Genomic DNA, 14947 nt, shown 5'->3' with positions numbered 1-14947 from the left:
CCGATCGAGAGCGCTCTTGAACCGGCATGCGGGGAGATTAAATCTGGGAGATAACCCTCTCTTTTTCCTACCGTCCCTGTGCACCTCCAATTCCTTTCCGGACACTGGTTGTCCCTAAAGAATTGACCTCGCCGCTCTCCAATTGCATGAAGGCTCATGGAACATTCCAACGCCAGTTTTCTTCCCAGCCTTCTGCTTTTCCTCGGTGCCGCGGTCGTCGCGGTTCCCATCTTCAAGCGCATCGGCTTCGGCGCCATTCTCGGTTATCTGATCGCCGGTCTGGCGATCGGACCGTCCGGCTTCGCGCTGTTCACCGACACCGTCACCATCCAGCATATCGGCGAGATCGGCATCGTCCTGCTGCTCTTCGTCATCGGGCTCGAATTGCAGCTCTCGCGCCTGCTGGCGATGCGCAAGGACATTTTCGGCCTCGGCGGCCTGCAGCTCGTGGTCTGCGCCCTGGTGATCGGCGGTATCGCCCATGCGCTCGGCCTCTCGATGATGGGCGCCGCGATCACCGGCATTGCCCTCGCCCTCTCCGCCACCGCCATCGCCCTGCAGGTCCTGGGCGAGCGCGGCGAGCTGCAGGCGCCCTACGGCCAGCGCAGTTTCGCAGTCCTGCTGTTCCAGGACATGTCGGTAGTGCCGATCCTGGCGCTGATCCCGCTTTTCGCCGTCGAAGCGGCCCACGCCGCCAATGATGGCGGCGGTTGGACCCGTACCGGCATCATGATCGGCTCGATCGCCGTGGTGGTCCTGGCGGGACGCTATCTGCTCAACCCGCTGTTCCGCATCCTCGCCACCACCGACGCCCGCGAGGTGATGACGGCCGCCGCCCTGCTGCTGGTGCTCGGCACCGCTCTCCTGATGCAATGGGCCGGCATGTCGATGGCCCTCGGCGCCTTCCTCGCCGGCGTGCTGCTGGCGGAGTCGAATTTCCGCCACGAGCTCGAGGCCGACATCGAGCCCTTCCGCGGGCTGCTGCTCGGCCTGTTTTTCATGAGCGTGGGCATGGACATCAACGGCGCGCTGGTGCTGCAGCACTGGCTGGCCCTGGTGATATCAGCCCTCGGCCTCATCCTGGTCAAGTCGGTTTCGGTCGCCGCCGTCTTCCGCCTCACCGGCTCCACCAAGCTCGATGCCATCCGCTCCGGCATCCTGCTTTCACCGGCCGGCGAGTTCGCTTTCGTGCTGATCCCGCTCGGGCTGTCCTATGGCTTCCTCCAGGGCGAGCAGGCCGGCTTCGTCAAGGCATTGGCAGCCTTCACCATGCTGTTCGGCCCCCTGATCGCCGCCGGGTCCGAGCGCCTGCTCACCCGTTTCGCACCGGCGGAGCTGACCCGGGAAGAGGATTATTCCGACGCTCACGGCAAGGCCCTGGTCATCGGTTTCGGCCGCTTTGGCCAAGTCGTCTCCCAGGTCCTGCGCACCGCCGACATCGAAACGACCATCATCGACAAGGATGTCGAGATGATCGACGTCGCCGCCCGCTTCGGCGCCAAGGTCTATTTCGGCGATGGGGGCCGGCTGGACGTGCTGCGCGCGGCCGGTGCCGGCGAGGCCCGCGTGATCTGCGTGGCCATCGACGACCGGGCCACGGCAGTGAAGATCGTCGAAATGATCAAGGCCGAGTTCCCGCTCACCGAAGTCTATGCCCGCGCCTATGACCGCCAGCATGTGCTGGCCCTGCTCAGCGCCGGTGTCGACTTCCACATGCGCGAGACCTATGAGAGCGCCCTCGCCTTCGGGCGATCGACCTTGGAAGCACTCGGTGTCGACAATATCGAGGCCGAGGAGATCATCGAGGACGTCCGCGACCGGGATGCAAGGCGCATCGTGGCGCAGCAGCAGGGCGGCATCTATGCCGGCATGGACCTGATCAATTCCAAGCGCCTGATGAAGCCCGAGCCGCTGGAACGTCCGGACACGGTGGGCGTCACCCTGAACAAGGAAGCCATCGACGCGGCCGAGGAGGCGAAGGAAGAGGAAGAGACCGGCTGAGGGCCTTGCCCTCAAACCGGACTCTCCTAGAGCAAGGCGCCTTCAAGCCTGAACGCTCATTTGCTCTAACTCATTGTTCTGACGCGTCTTTGCGATTCTCGATCCTTTGGAGACCGTCAGGCGGCAAAACCCATCGCCTTGGCCGCCATGTGGGTATCGCAGAATTGCAGGAACTGCTTGATCCTGCCGTCGGCGATCTCCAACAGATCCAACGTCTCCGTGTCGAAGCGCTGCCCTGTCGGCACGAATAGCATGGTGCCCTTGGCGTGCACGGCAACGCGATCGCCATCCACCAGGATGGCGTCGATCCGGTAGTCCCGCCAATCCCAGGCATCGACCAATTGGCGCATCGCCTGTCGCAAATTGTCACGCCCGCGGATCTCGGTCGTCAGGACACCCAGCACCGCATCCCCTGCGAGCCGGAAGCTCGGATCCGGCCCGAAACACTGCATGATGCCGTCCAAATCGCCGGCACTGCGCCGCTCATAGGCCCGGCGCACGAGCTCTTCCATGCTTGCCCGATCATTCATGACGTTTTCCCTCCAGCCGCATCGCGCCTCGATGCAAAAGCCGAGCGATGCGGATGGCGCTAGAATACGCCTGCGCCGGCATCGGCCAAAGCCACGCTTGGGTGGTAGGCGATCGCAGGCAATCGCCTCATCGGCCCTTGAGCCGTTCAAAATTGTTTGTAGACTAACGATCTCGAACCATCGGAGGAGCGCATCATGGCGCATGAGGAAGCTAGGGACGGCGGGGCCGATGACAAGCTCGTCATTCGCAATATCGGCCTGCTGTTGAGCGGCGACATCGCCAATCCGATCCTCGATGCCGACACGATCGTGGCGGTCGGCGGCCGCATCGCCGCCATCGGCCGGGAGAAAGATCTCGACCTTTCCGGGGCCACCAGCGTGATCGATGCCTTGGGCACCGCCGTCACGCCAGGCCTGATCGACAGCCATGTCCATCCCGTCGCCGGCGACTGGACGCCCCGGCAGAACCAGCTCGGCTGGATCGAATCGAACCTCCATGGCGGCGTCACCACCATGATATCGGCCGGCGAGGTGCACACCCCCGGCCGCCCCCGCGACGTCACCGGCCTCAAGGCGATGGCCATCTATGCCCAGCGCACCTTCTCGGCCTTCCGGCCCAGCGGCGTGAAGATCCATGCCGGCGCGCCGGTCATCGAACCCGACATGGTGGAGGACGACTTCAAGGAACTCGCCGCCGCCGGCGTGAAACTGCTCGGCGAGGTCGGCCTCGGCGGCGTCAAGGATGGCCCCACCGCGCGCAAGATGGTGAGCTGGGCGCGCAAGTACGGCATCCAGTCGACCATCCATACCGGCGGCCCGTCGATTCCCGGCTCGGGTCTGATCGACAAGGACGTCGTGCTGGAAGCCGATACCGACGTCGTCGGCCATATCAATGGCGGCCATACCGCCCTGCCCCTCGACCAGATCCGCTGTATCTGCGAGGGCTGCGGCCGCGGCCTCGAACTGGTGCACAACGGCAACGAACGGGCCGCACTCTATACGCTGCGCACCGCGCGCGAGATGAACCAGCTCGAACGCGTCATCCTCGGCACGGATGCACCAGCTGGATCGGGCGTGCAGCCGCTCGGCATTCTGCGTATGGTCTCGATGCTGTCCTCGCTCGGCGACGTGCCGGCCGAGATCGCCCTGTGCTTTGCCACCGGCAACACCGCCCGCATGCGCTCGCTCGACTGCGGCCTGATCGAAGTCGGCCGTGCCGCCGATTTCGTGCTGATGGACAAGGCCCAGCATTCGGCCGGCAAGAACCTGCTCGAGAGTATCGAGCTCGGCGACCTGCCCGGCATCGGCATGACCGTGATCGATGGCGTGGTGCGCACCCAGCGCAGCCGCAACACGCCGCCGGCCACCAAGGTGCCGGTGATCGAGAGGGCTTGAGGCTTAGCTTCGGGCCGGTCTTCAGATCAGCCTGGAACCGCCGCACCGGCTGCGGAGGAGAGCCGGGTCGAAGACCCACCCCCAAGCTCCCAACCTTCACTTGACAGACTCCGACACCTCGATAATTTATTAGTACACTAACAATTTCTCACTGCGCGAGGTGGGGATGTATCTGCGCCCCAGAACGGTGGACGAAGCCTGCGAAGCCCTCGCAGCTGAGCCGATGCGCATTCTCGCGGGCGGCACCGACATCTTCCCCGCTCTGGGCGACAGGCCGCTCACCGGCGCCGTGCTCGATCTTTCCGCCATCGACGGGTTGTCGGGAATTGAATTCGGCGCCGACGTCATCCGCATTGGCGCCCGTACGACCTGGTCGGCCATCGCCGGGGCTGCGCTGCCGCCGGCTTTGCATGCCCTGCAGCAGGCCGCCCGCGAGGTCGGCGCCATCCAGATCCAGAATGCCGGAACCATAGCCGGCAATCTATGCAATGCCTCGCCCGCGGCCGATGGCGTGCCGCCTCTGCTCGCGCTCGACGCACGTGTGGAACTGCGCTCGGCAAAGGGCGGGCGCGAACTCACCCTGGGCGATTTCATCACGGGCTATCGCAGAACCGCCCGACGGCCCGACGAATTGGTGAGCGCGATCCTGGTGCCGCGCAGCATCGAGACCGGCCGTTCGGCCTTCCTGAAGCTTGGGGCCCGCAAATATCTCGTCATCTCCATTGCGATGGTGGCCGTCATCATCGCTTGCGACGACGAGGGTATCATCAGCCAGGCGCGTATCGCCGTCGGTGCCTGCTCGGAAATCGCCCGGCGCCTTACCGGCCTGGAAGCTACCCTGATCGGCGCCAAGGCTGAGCCCGGCCTCGGCGTGCTGATCCGGCCGGAGCATCTCGCGGGCCTTGCGCCGATCGACGATGTCCGTGCCAGCGCGGAGTATCGGCGTGACGCGGTGAAAACCTTGATTGCCCGCACGCTCGATGCGGCCTTGCAACAAAGCGTTTCGTGATTCGGCGGTCTTGCCTAGAATCATGAAGACGCGTCGAAACGAAGAGAGAGCAAAAGGGCGCTTCTGCCAAAGCGCTTTGCTCGAGGAGAGGCGGATGGACCAGAGGCTGCCCGGCTTCACGCTGAATGGCGAAACCGCCACCATTGCCGCCGCGCCCGGGTCGCGCCTCAGCCAGGTCCTGCGTGAAGCCTTCGGGCTGACGGGCACCAAGGTCGGGTGCGATGCCGGCGACTGCGGGGCCTGTACCGTCCTGCTCGACGGCGAGGCGGCCTGTTCCTGCCTCGTCGCCGCAGCGCAAGTCGAGGGACATACCGTCGACACCATCGAGGGCTTGACCCGCAACAACGCGCTCACCCAGGCCCTGCAGGCGTCCTTCCTGCGTTATGGCGCGGCCCAATGCGGCATCTGCACGCCGGCCATGCTCACAGCCGCGACGGCGCTGCTGCAGCGCGGAACCGAGGTAACGGAAGGCCGCATTGCCGATGCCCTCGGCGGGGTTCTTTGCCGCTGCACCGGCTATCGCAAGATCATCGCTGCGGTGCTCGCCGTGGCGGAAGGCTCCGCGACCCTCCAGCCAACCAGTCCTGCAAACCCGGTGGGCTCGCGTATCGATCGTCTCGACGGCATGGCCAAGGTGGAAGGGCGCGACATTTTCGGGGCGGACGAGGCACCGAACGATGTCCTGGCGTTGCGCGCCATCCGCAGCCCCCATCATCGCGCCGCCTTCGAGATCGGCGACATCGAGGCTTTCCTCGCCGCACATCCCGGGATCGTCAGGGTCTTCACGGCTCGCGACGTGCCTGGCCGCAACTGCTACGGCGTCATCCCGGCCTTTGCCGACCAGCCCGTCTTCGCCAGTGGCGAAACCCGTTTTCGTGGCGAGGCCGTGGCTGCCGTGGTCGGCGAGCCGGCCGCCGTCGAGGCCCTCGACCTTTCGGCCTTTCCGATCAGCTGGACCGCACTCACCGCCATCACGGCCATGGACGAGGCCCTCGCTTCGGCTGAGCTCCTCCATCCTGCCCGCCCCGAGAATATCCTCACGCGGGGACGCGTCGCACGCGGTGATGTCGAGGCCGCCCTGGCCGCCGCCGATGCCATGGTCGAGGGAGAGTTCGAGACGGGTTTCGTCGAGCATGCCTATATCGAGCCGGAGGCAGGCTTTGCCCGCCGTGTCGGAGACCGCATCGAGATCCAGGCCTGCACCCAGGCGCCCTATATGGACCGCGACGATGTCGCCGGCCTCCTCGGTATCCCGCCCGAAAATGTTCGCATCATCCCGACCGCCGTTGGCGGCGGCTTCGGCTCCAAGCTCGATTTGTCGATCCAGCCCTTCATCGCCGTCGCCGCCTGGCATCTCGACCGCCCGGTCCGCATGGTCTATTCGCGCTCCGAATCGATCGCCACCACCACCAAGCGGCATCCGGCCAGGATGAGGGTGCGGATCGGCGCGTCCAGGGACGGCAAGCTCGCCGCCATGGATTTTTCCGGCGACTTCAACACCGGCGCCTATTCCTCCTGGGGCCCGACCGTGGCGAATCGGGTGCCGGTACATGCTTCAGGCCCCTACTACATCCCGCATTACCGCGCCGTTGCCCGCGCCGTGCATACCCATCTGGTGCCGGCAGGCGCCTTCCGCGGCTTCGGCGTGCCGCAATCCTCGATCGCCCAGGAACAGCTCTACGACGCGCTCGCCGACAGGCTCGGCATCGACCGGCTGGAATTCCGCATCCGCAACGCCCTCACCGACGAGCTGCCGACCGTGACGGGCCAGGTGCTCGGCGAGGGTGTCGGCATCAAGGCATGCCTCGAGGCCCTGCGCGATCCCTGGCGGCGCGCACGCGAGGCGGCGGCCGCCTTCAACAGCGATCGGCGCGATTCCCTGCGCCGCGGCGTCGGCGTTGCCGGCATGTGGTATGGCTGCGGCAACACCTCCCTGCCCAATCCCTCCACCATCCGGCTCGGGCTCAAGCCCGATGGGCGCCTGGCGCTGCACCAGGGCGCCGTCGATATCGGCCAGGGTTCCAATACGGTGATCACCCAGATCTGCGCTGAAGCGCTCGGCGCCCCGGTGGAGGCTTTCGACCTCGTCTCCGCCGACACCGACCTCTCGCCCGATTGCGGCAAGACCTCGGCTTCCCGCCAGACCTTCGTCACCGGCAAGGCGGCGGAGCTCGCCGGGCGGGACCTGCGCGCCCAGATCCTGCGCCAGACCAACGCCGGCGAGACGGCCACGATCCGCTTCGGCGATGCGGTGCTGACGGTGGAAGACGGCGAGAGGGTACGCACGCTCTGGCTGGCGGACCTGCCGGCCACCGACCTCGGCTATGTCCTGTCGACCGAACAGACCTTCGATCCGCCTACCAGCCCCCTCGACGCGAACGGCCAGGGAGAACCCTACGCCCTCTACGGCTTCGGCGCCCATATGGCCGAGATCGAGGTCGATTGCGAGCTCGGTACGGTCCGGGTCCTGAAGATCACGGCCTCGCATGATGTCGGCCGCGCCATCAATCCCACGCTGGTGGAGGGCCAGATCGAAGGCGGCGTCGCCCAGGGCCTCGGCCTTGCCCTGATGGAGGAATTCCACCCCGGCCGTGGCGAGAACCTGCACGACTATCTCATTCCTACCATCGGCGATGTGCCGCCGGTGGAGACGATCCTGATCGAGGATGCCTCGCCCGTCGGCCCGTTCGGCGCCAAGGGCGTCGGCGAGCAGGCCCTCATTCCCACCGCTCCGGCCATCCTCAACGCGCTGCACGACGCGGCCGGGATCAGGCTTCGCCGGGTGCCGGCGACGCCGGACCGGGTCCGGGCCGCGATTTTGGAGCGCGACCTTTCTGCGACCGCCGGCTTTCAGCCGGCCATTTCTAAAGAAGGAAGTGCCGGCTGAAAGCCGGCGGTCCTGGGAGTCACCGCTTGAACAGACGCGCATCCGCCGGCGTGGGATCGCTCGGCAGCTGGGCGGCGCGGTGGCAGGCCTTGGCCTCCTCGATGAGCTGGTCGAGCAGGGCGGTGAACAGCACCGGCTTGGCCGCGGCCTCCCAGAGGAAATAGCCGAAGGAACCCGGGCAGGGATTGACCTCGTTGAGCCAGACCTCGCCGGTCCGCTCATTGGACAGGAAGTCGATCCGCGGTGCGCCGGTGCCGTTCACGGCATCGAAGGCCTCCGTCGCCCATTGCCGGATCGTATTCTCCATCGCCGCCGGCAGCTCGGGATTGATGTCGCGGGTCAGCGACAGCATGCCCTGGCTCGAAGCCCCCGGCTGCTTGCCGCCGCCGGTCTTCTTGGAGCCGCCGGACATGTATTTGGTCTTGAAATCGAGCAGGTCTGTCTCGCGCTTGGGGCGCTCGATGGCCGAGGTGACGATCTCGCCTTTCTCGCGGCGCACGGCGACGTTGTATTCGACCAGATTCTCGACGAAAGGCTCGATGATCGCGTGGGTGTCGAACTTGAAGATGCCGGGCAGCACCTGGCGCACGGTGTCGACGTCCTCGGCCCTGGCGACGCCGATCGAAGACCCCAGATGCGCCGGCTTGACGATCACCGGGAAGGTAATGTTCCTGAGCGCGGCCTCCAGGCCTGCCTTGTCAGGCATCAGGCCGGTCGCGGGGCGCGAGACCACTACGTCCGGCAGCATGCCGATACCGCGCCCGGCAAAGGCCCGCTTGGTGATGGCCTTGTCCATCAGGACGGCCGAAGCCAGGGTGCGCGCGCCGGTATAGGGCACATTGGCGGTCTCGAACACGCCCTGCATCTGGCCGTCCTCGCCGATTTTGCCATGGAAGGCGAGCAGGGCGACGTCGAACTCGATCGGCTCGGGTTTCTTGGCGAAAAGCCCCGTCTTGCCACGAGGGATCAGGAGCCCCTTGCCGGCCGACAGGTCGAGATCGACCCGTGTGAGCCCGCGCCGGGCCTCCTCATCCGGAATATAGCTGGCGCGGTTGCGCAGGGCATCGCCTGTGAACCAAGCGCCGTCTCCCGCGACATAGACGGGAAAACCGTCATATTTCGAGCTGTCGAGCGCATTGAGCGCCTGCAGGCCTGAAACGATGGAGACGTCATGCTCCGGCGAGCGCCCACCGAATAGTACCGCGACGCGCGTTTTCGACATCGTTTTTCCTTGGAAATTGAACCGAATCGTTGGCTCGAAAATAAAGTGCCGGGAGCCGGCAGGCAAATTGCGATCTCGTCGCCGTTCCATGGAAATTCCGTGGCCAGGCCGGCGGTAGCAGGATCTTGGATGCGCGGACTTGCCACGAGGCGCGCCATGAAGCACTTTGCGCGGCGATGGAGGCCCGCCACGATCGAGATCCGGTCGTGACATTCATGGAATGACGCGCTTTGCTCTACGGCTCGGCAGGCGCTTCAGCGGAGGAACGATGTCGAATACCCTGTCCCAGATTCCATTGTTCCAGGCGTTGGACGAAGCCACGATCAAGGCCTTCGACGGCCGGGTGCGTTGGGCCAAGTTCGAGGAGAACGAGCTGGTCGTCGACTATGACGACAATTCCAACGACGTCTATTTCCTGATTTCCGGCAAGGTGCGCGTGCTCTATCGCACCATCACCGGCAAGGAAGTGATCCTGGCCGAGCTTGGCGGCGGCCAGTTCTTCGGGGAATTGTCGGCCATCGACGGCGTCGGCCGCTCGGCCAACGTCACCGCGCTCAACCGCTCGCAGATGTGCATCATCTCCGGCCCGGTCTTCATGGAGCTGCTCACCCAGAACGCCTCGGTATGCAAGCAGATCCTGCAGCTGCTCGCCAGCCGGGTGCGCGCGCTCAACACCAAGCTGGCCGAGCACTCCTTCCTGCAGACCAAGCACCGGCTCTACGCCGAGCTCATCCGCCTCTCCCAGCCTCGCGCGAGCCATCCCGGGCAGCGCGTGCTCTCGCCGCCGCCCTTCCACCACGACCTCGCCGCCCGCATCGGCTGCCGCCGCGAGGCGGTGTCACGCGAGCTTTCGGCGCTCGAAAAGGAAGGCCTGGTCAGCAAGACCCGCGGGGCCCTCGCTTTGGTCAATCCGGAAGAGCTGAACAAACGGATTTCGGCAGCGCTGGCGGACTGACCGGGGGCCGGATCGTCAGATCCGCCTAATCCTTGGCAGCCGGCGTGATGTTTCCCGCCAGGTCTGAAGACCCATCCCCCATATGATGCCATCTCGGCTTGAAGCCGTTGCGGAGCGCCGCGACGCTTGCCGCCGGGGTCAGCAAACGTGCCGGCCGGTCCTGCCACTGCGCCTCCTCCCAGCCCGTAGGAGACCAACGCAGCACCCTGCCCTCGCGGCGTGTGAAGGCCTCCTCGCCATCGGCCCAGACGGCGCCGTCGGGAAGGTTCGCGGTGTCTTCCATCCGATGTTCGCCGAGCCGCTCGGCATGCAGGATCTCGTCCATGCGATCGGCGCTTGCCCCGGGCTCTGGAAAGGCGGCCTGGTAGGCCAGCGCATCGGGCCGGCGGCATTCGAAACAGGGGCGATGGCCGGCCGCCAGCGCCGTGACTTCGTCCAGGAAGAACAGATGCGTGTAGCCGGGGCCCATGACCTCCCGCCAGCGCCCCTTGAAAGAAAGCTCGCAGCAGATCCAGCGCCTGGACGTCCAGCGCCGGCGCGTCAGCCGCTTGGTCTCGTCATGGATGCGGCCGCCGCGAATACCCATCATCGTGCCGCGCGCCGCCATGGCGACGATGTCGCCGAAGGGCGTGACACGATTCTGGAGCGGGCGGCTCAAGGCTTTACCCTCCCGTCGGCGTCGAAGGTCGCGAGATAGGCGATGATGTCGTCCACCGTCGCCGCCTCGCGAACGCCGGCAAAGGTCATCTTGGTGCCGGGAACGGCAGCGGAAGGACGGGTGAGGAAGAGGCGCAGGGAGGCCTCGTCCCAGATCTTGCCCGAGGCCTTCATCGCTTGCGAATAGGCATAATCCGGCGCGGTGGCGGCCGGACGTCCGACAATGCCGTTGAGTTGGGGCCCCACCACGTTCTTGGCGCCTTCGCCGACCCGGTGGCAAGCCGCGCAACGGGCAAAACCGGCCTTTCCCTTGACGGCATCGCCGGCGAAGGCAGGCGCAGCCAGGAGAAGAAAGGCGAGAAGCCCTGGGATCGCCGGCTTCCAGCCGGCTCTTGGAAACATCGGGCCTGCAGGACGGGAAGAGCCGGCTGGAAGCCGGCGGTCCTGGGAAAGACCCTTCATTTCGCCAGCGCCTGCTCGCGGATCCGGGTGATCGTGGTCATCGGCGTGATCGCTTCCGGATCCATACGGCAATGCAGGATGGCCGGCTTGCCGGAGGCGGCCGCCCGCTCGAAAGCCGGCCCGAATTCGGCCGCCGTCGTCACCGTCTCGCCATGGCCGCCAAACGCGACGGCATAGGCGGCGAAATCCGGGTTCTTGAGCTTCGTCGCCGAAATGCGCCCGGGGAATTCGCGTTCCTGATGCATGCGGATGGTGCCGTACATGCCGTTGTCGACCACGACCACGATGATCGGCAGATCATACTGCACGGCGGTGGCGAATTCCTGGCCGTTCATCATGAAGCAGCCGTCGCCGGCAAAACAGACCACGGTCTTTGAACGGTCGAGGGCCTTGGCGGCCACGGCCGCCGGCACACCATAGCCCATCGAGCCCGAGGTGGGTGCGAGTTGTGTACCGTAACGCCGGAAGCGCAGATAACGCTGGACCCAGATTGCGTAGTTGCCGGCACCGTTGCAGATGACCGCATCCTCGGGCAGGCGCTCGCGCAGCCAGAGCAGGGCCTCGCCATATTGGAACGTTCCGGGGATGGGCTTGGGCTCGTCGGTCCAGTCGTGGAAATCCCGGTTTGCCTGGCGCGTCTCGGCCGACCAGGGCAGGCTGCCGGGCGGCTGCAGTTCCTCCAGCATCGAGGCGAAGGCCTGCGCCGTTGCGTGAATGGCGAGGGTGGGCTGGTAGACCCGGCCCAATTCCTCCGCACCGGCATGGATGTGCACGAGCTTCTGGCGCGGCGTCGGGATGTCCACCAGCGAATAGGAAGAGGACGGCATTTCGGAGAGGCGTCCGCCCGCCAGGATCAGGAGGTCGGCCTCCTTGACGCGCTGAGCCAGCTTGGGATTGGGCCCGATGCCGACATCGCCGGCATAATTGGGATGGTCGGCCGGAAACAGCATCTGACGGCGGAAGGAAGTGCCCACGGGCAGGTCGAAACGCTCCGCGAAGCGGACGAGGCTCGCCACGGCCCCCTGCGACCAGCCGGAGCCGCCGACGATCAGCAAAGGCTTCTTCGCTTCGCCGAGCAGAGCCTCCAACTGGGCCATCTCCGCGCGGCCCGGCCAAGTCTGCGCCGGCTCGACGAAGGCCGCATCGGCAACCGTGGCGGTTTCGACCAGCATGTCTTCCGGCAGGGCGATCACCACCGGCCCAGGACGCCCCTGCATTGCAACCCGGAAGGCACGCGTCACCAGTTCGGGAATGCGCTCGGCCTTGTCGATCTCCACAACCCATTTGGCCATGGAGCCGAAGAAGGCCTTGTAATCGACCTCCTGGAAGGCCTCGCGCTCGCGCATGCCGGTTTCGATCTGGCCGATGAACAGAATCATCGGCGTGGAATCCTGCATGGCGATATGGACGCCATGGGAGGCATTGGTGGCGCCAGGCCCGCGCGTGACCATGCAGACGCCGGGCCGCCCGGTGAGTTTGCCGGCCGCTTCCGCCATCATGGCCGCCCCGCCCTCCTGACGGCAAACAGTGACGTTGATCGGGGCATCATGGAGGGCATCGAGCACGGCGAGATAAGATTCTCCCGGCACGCAGAAGACATGTTCGACGCCCTGCGCCACCAGCGCATCGACGATCAGGCGGCCGCCATTGCGGGATTGGGACTTGGAGCTGGGCTCTGCTGTGGACACCGGCATGGACATTGTCACTCTGGGCATTGGCACTCTTGGATGGATCGCCCTGTCATACGCCGGGTGACGGTGGAGTGTCGACCTCCAGGTCGACATTCTCGGGACGACCTCTCTGACGCCGAGCCCCATGCCGACCACGCTCCATCGATCGACGACGCCGAGAGGCCGGCATTCCGTTTCCTCCGCGACCTCTTGCCGCGCGGGCCGCGGGACATTACATGCAGCTCATGTTGTCGCCAGAACCCCTCAAGCTGCTCGCTTTCGATGGAGAGGACCTGGAGGTCATCTCCACCCATCTCCAGGACGCCGCCGTCGCGCCGGCCGAAATCGCCTGGCTGCCGCACGAGAAACGCTTCGCTTTGGTGATGGACCGCTATGACTGGTGCGGCGACCAGAGCGGCGAACGCACGAGACGGCGCTCGGGCCTGCATTTCGAACGGGTTCTCGGGGTCAAGCGTTCGCATTTCGAGCAGAACGCCAGCCAGAAGGCCGTGCTGCTTTCCGTCTCCTTCGAGGTCGTGGACGAGCCAGCTGGACTGGTGACGCTCTATTTCGAGGGCGGCGGCGCCATCCGCCTCGAAGTGGAATGCCTGGAGGCCGCGATGTCCGATCTCGGTCCGGCCTGGCCCTGCGGCTCCCCGCCACCCGCGCGGGTGTAGCGCCTCGTCCGTAACCGGAACACGCCGCGGGATCGCGCCCTCGACGCATTTCTCTTGAAGCCGGCCCCGGTTTCTTGTCATTAGCGGCCCGCTGACTTCGTTCTTCCCGCCGCACAAGGAAATGCCATGCCGGTTCGGCTCAACAGCGCCCAAGCCGATTTCGCCGACGCCTTCGCTACCCTGCTCGCCACCAAGCGCGAGATCTCCGAGGATGTCGACGCCTCCGTCAAGGCCATCATCGAGGATGTGGTCGCGCGCGGCGATGCGGCGGTGATCGACTACACCGCCCGCTTCGACCGCCTGACGCTCAGCCCCGAAACCATGCGGGTCACCGAGGAGGAGATCGAAGCGGCGCAGGCCCGATGTGATGCCGGCGCGCTCCAGGCCCTGGCACTGGCGGCCAGCCGCATCCGCGCCTATCATGAGCGCCAGAAGCCGACCGATACGCTGTTCAGGGATGCCCTCGGGGTGGAGCTTGGCTGGCGCTGGACGGCAATCGAGGCCGTCGGCCTTTACGTTCCCGGCGGGACGGCCGCCTATCCCTCCTCAGTCCTGATGAACGCCATTCCGGCCAAGGTCGCCGGCTGCCCTCGTCTGGTGATGGTGGTGCCGAGTCCGGGCGGCGTCCTCAACCCTCTGGTGCTGGCGGCAGCCAGGCTCGCCGAAGTCGACGAGGTCTATCGTATAGGCGGCGCGCAGGCCGTCGCCGCCCTGGCCTATGGCACGCCGACCATCGCGCCGGTCGCCAAGATCACCGGACCGGGCAACGCCTATGTGGCCGCCGCCAAGCGCCGCGTCTTCGGCCATGTCGGCATCGACATGATCGCCGGTCCCTCCGAAGTGTTGGTGATCGCCGACGACAGCGCCAATCCGGCCTGGATTGCCGCCGACCTGCTGGCCCAGGCCGAGCACGACACGGCCTCCCAATCGATCCTGCTTACCGACAGCCCCGCCCTGGCGCAGGCGGTGGAGCGCGAAGTGGAAGCCCAGCTCGCTACCCTGCCCCGCGCCGAGATCGCGGGAACGAGCTGGCGCGACTATGGCGCCCTGATCATCCTGTCCTCGCTGGATGAGGCCCCGCCGCTGGCCGACCGCCTCGCTGCCGAGCATCTGGAGATCATCACCCGAGACGCCGAAGCCCTGGCGGACCGCATCCGCAACGCCGGCGCCATTTTCCTGGGGCCGCACACGCCGGAAGCGATCGGCGATTATGTCGGCGGCTCCAATCACGTGCTGCCGACGGCCCGCTCGGCCAGGTTCTCCTCGGGTCTGGGCGTGCTCGATTTCATGAAGCGCACGTCCATCCTCAAATGCGGGCCGGAGCAGCTTGCGGCTCTCGGCCCGGCTGCGGTCGCGCTCGGCGAGGCGGAGGGCCTTGCCGCTCATGCCCGCTCGGTCTCGATCCGCAGCAATCGCCTCTAGGACGTGTCGTTTCAGCGCGCTTTGCTCTATGAGAGCCCATGCACCATGTTATGAGATGCC

Annotated in this window: 12 protein-coding genes; 7 read left to right on the top strand and 5 right to left on the bottom strand. The window is 66.0% G+C overall.

All coding sequences use genetic code 11. The annotated features are described in order from the left end of the window. The first annotated feature begins 156 nt into the window (after window positions 1–156). Window positions 157–2001 (top strand): monovalent cation:proton antiporter-2 (CPA2) family protein, encoded by a 1845-nt coding sequence (locus C5L14_RS07210; RefSeq protein ID WP_105861382.1) that lies wholly within the window; start codon window positions 157–159, stop codon window positions 1999–2001. 116 nt (window positions 2002–2117) lie between these two features. On the opposite strand, the gene C5L14_RS07205 is transcribed toward C5L14_RS07210, so the two are convergent. Continuing rightward, window positions 2118–2531, bottom strand: a complete 414-nt coding sequence (locus tag C5L14_RS07205; RefSeq protein WP_181161064.1) for a nuclear transport factor 2 family protein — start codon at window positions 2529–2531, stop codon at window positions 2118–2120. 195 nt (window positions 2532–2726) lie between these two features. On the opposite strand from C5L14_RS07205, the gene C5L14_RS07200 reads away from it, so the two are divergent. The 3 genes from C5L14_RS07200 to C5L14_RS07190 all read left to right on the top strand — a co-directional run bounded on the left by C5L14_RS07200 (window position 2727) and on the right by C5L14_RS07190 (window position 7822). After that, on the top strand, window positions 2727–3926 hold the full coding sequence (locus C5L14_RS07200; RefSeq protein WP_105861380.1) for an amidohydrolase family protein: 1200 nt from the start codon (window positions 2727–2729) through the stop codon (window positions 3924–3926). A 166-nt stretch (window positions 3927–4092) separates the two neighbouring features. Then, window positions 4093–4935, top strand: coding sequence for an FAD binding domain-containing protein (locus tag C5L14_RS07195; RefSeq protein ID WP_105861379.1), 843 nt, complete (start codon window positions 4093–4095; stop codon window positions 4933–4935). 94 nt (window positions 4936–5029) lie between these two features. After that, window positions 5030–7822 (top strand): molybdopterin-dependent oxidoreductase, encoded by a 2793-nt coding sequence (locus tag C5L14_RS07190; protein WP_105861378.1) that lies wholly within the window; start codon window positions 5030–5032, stop codon window positions 7820–7822. A 19-nt stretch (window positions 7823–7841) separates the two neighbouring features. Here the strand turns inward: C5L14_RS07190 and C5L14_RS07185 are convergent, their stop codons facing one another. Next, window positions 7842–9044: a D-alanine--D-alanine ligase gene (locus tag C5L14_RS07185; RefSeq protein ID WP_105861377.1), complete on the bottom strand. Its 1203-nt coding sequence runs from the start codon at window positions 9042–9044 to the stop codon at window positions 7842–7844. 268 nt (window positions 9045–9312) lie between these two features. Between C5L14_RS07185 and C5L14_RS07180 the strand changes: the two genes are divergently transcribed. After that, window positions 9313–9999 carry a Crp/Fnr family transcriptional regulator gene (locus tag C5L14_RS07180; protein WP_105861376.1) on the top strand — a complete coding sequence of 229 codons (687 nt, stop codon included), beginning with the start codon at window positions 9313–9315 and terminating at the stop codon, window positions 9997–9999. 25 nt (window positions 10000–10024) lie between these two features. Here the strand turns inward: C5L14_RS07180 and C5L14_RS07175 are convergent, their stop codons facing one another. The 3 genes from C5L14_RS07175 to C5L14_RS07165 are packed head-to-tail and all read right to left on the bottom strand — an operon-like array spanning window position 10025 to window position 12812. Further along, window positions 10025–10657, bottom strand: coding sequence for a hypothetical protein (locus tag C5L14_RS07175; protein ID WP_245443293.1), 633 nt, complete (start codon window positions 10655–10657; stop codon window positions 10025–10027). Next, on the bottom strand, window positions 10654–11058 hold the full coding sequence (locus tag C5L14_RS07170) for a c-type cytochrome (RefSeq protein WP_105861375.1): 405 nt from the start codon (window positions 11056–11058) through the stop codon (window positions 10654–10656). The genes C5L14_RS07175 and C5L14_RS07170 overlap by 4 nt, the downstream gene beginning before the upstream one ends. 56 nt (window positions 11059–11114) lie before the next feature. Then, on the bottom strand, window positions 11115–12812 hold the full coding sequence (locus C5L14_RS07165) for a thiamine pyrophosphate-binding protein (protein WP_105861935.1): 1698 nt from the start codon (window positions 12810–12812) through the stop codon (window positions 11115–11117). Between the two features lie 212 nt (window positions 12813–13024). Here C5L14_RS07165 and C5L14_RS07160 point away from each other — a divergent pair, with 212 nt between their 5' ends. Together C5L14_RS07160 and hisD are read left to right on the top strand one after the other, a co-directional pair. Beyond that, entirely contained in the window at window positions 13025–13465 is a 441-nt protein-coding gene (locus C5L14_RS07160; RefSeq protein WP_245196529.1) for a DUF2948 family protein, read from the top strand. Window positions 13466–13591: 126 nt separating this feature from the next. Further along, window positions 13592–14887: a histidinol dehydrogenase gene (gene hisD, locus C5L14_RS07155; protein WP_105861374.1), complete on the top strand. Its 1296-nt coding sequence runs from the start codon at window positions 13592–13594 to the stop codon at window positions 14885–14887. Window positions 14888–14947: the final 60 nt, after the last annotated feature.

This window comes from Labrys okinawensis (genome assembly GCF_002982075.1).
Classification (GTDB): domain Bacteria; phylum Pseudomonadota; class Alphaproteobacteria; order Rhizobiales; family Labraceae; genus Labrys; species Labrys okinawensis_A.
Note: the sequence above shows the minus strand (reverse complement) of the source record. Positions and strands in the feature narration are given on the sequence as shown.

Bases quoted from the DNA above. Each gene is read 5' to 3' on its own strand.
- C5L14_RS07190 (WP_105861378.1), top strand. From the start codon at position 5,030: ATGGACCAGAGGCTGCCCGGCTTCACGCTGAATGGCGAAACCGCCACC.
- C5L14_RS07160 (WP_245196529.1), top strand. From the start codon at position 13,025: ATGCAGCTCATGTTGTCGCCAGAACCCCTCAAGCTGCTCGCTTTCGAT.
- C5L14_RS07195 (WP_105861379.1), top strand. From the start codon at position 4,093: ATGTATCTGCGCCCCAGAACGGTGGACGAAGCCTGCGAAGCCCTCGCA.
- C5L14_RS07165 (WP_105861935.1), bottom strand. From the start codon at position 12,812: ATGCCGGTGTCCACAGCAGAGCCCAGCTCCAAGTCCCAATCCCGCAAT.
- C5L14_RS07170 (WP_105861375.1), bottom strand. From the start codon at position 11,058: ATGTTTCCAAGAGCCGGCTGGAAGCCGGCGATCCCAGGGCTTCTCGCC.
- C5L14_RS07185 (WP_105861377.1), bottom strand. From the start codon at position 9,044: ATGTCGAAAACGCGCGTCGCGGTACTATTCGGTGGGCGCTCGCCGGAG.
- C5L14_RS07205 (WP_181161064.1), bottom strand. From the start codon at position 2,531: ATGAATGATCGGGCAAGCATGGAAGAGCTCGTGCGCCGGGCCTATGAG.
- C5L14_RS07180 (WP_105861376.1), top strand. From the start codon at position 9,313: ATGTCGAATACCCTGTCCCAGATTCCATTGTTCCAGGCGTTGGACGAA.
- hisD (WP_105861374.1), top strand. From the start codon at position 13,592: ATGCCGGTTCGGCTCAACAGCGCCCAAGCCGATTTCGCCGACGCCTTC.
- C5L14_RS07210 (WP_105861382.1), top strand. From the start codon at position 157: ATGGAACATTCCAACGCCAGTTTTCTTCCCAGCCTTCTGCTTTTCCTC.
- C5L14_RS07200 (WP_105861380.1), top strand. From the start codon at position 2,727: ATGGCGCATGAGGAAGCTAGGGACGGCGGGGCCGATGACAAGCTCGTC.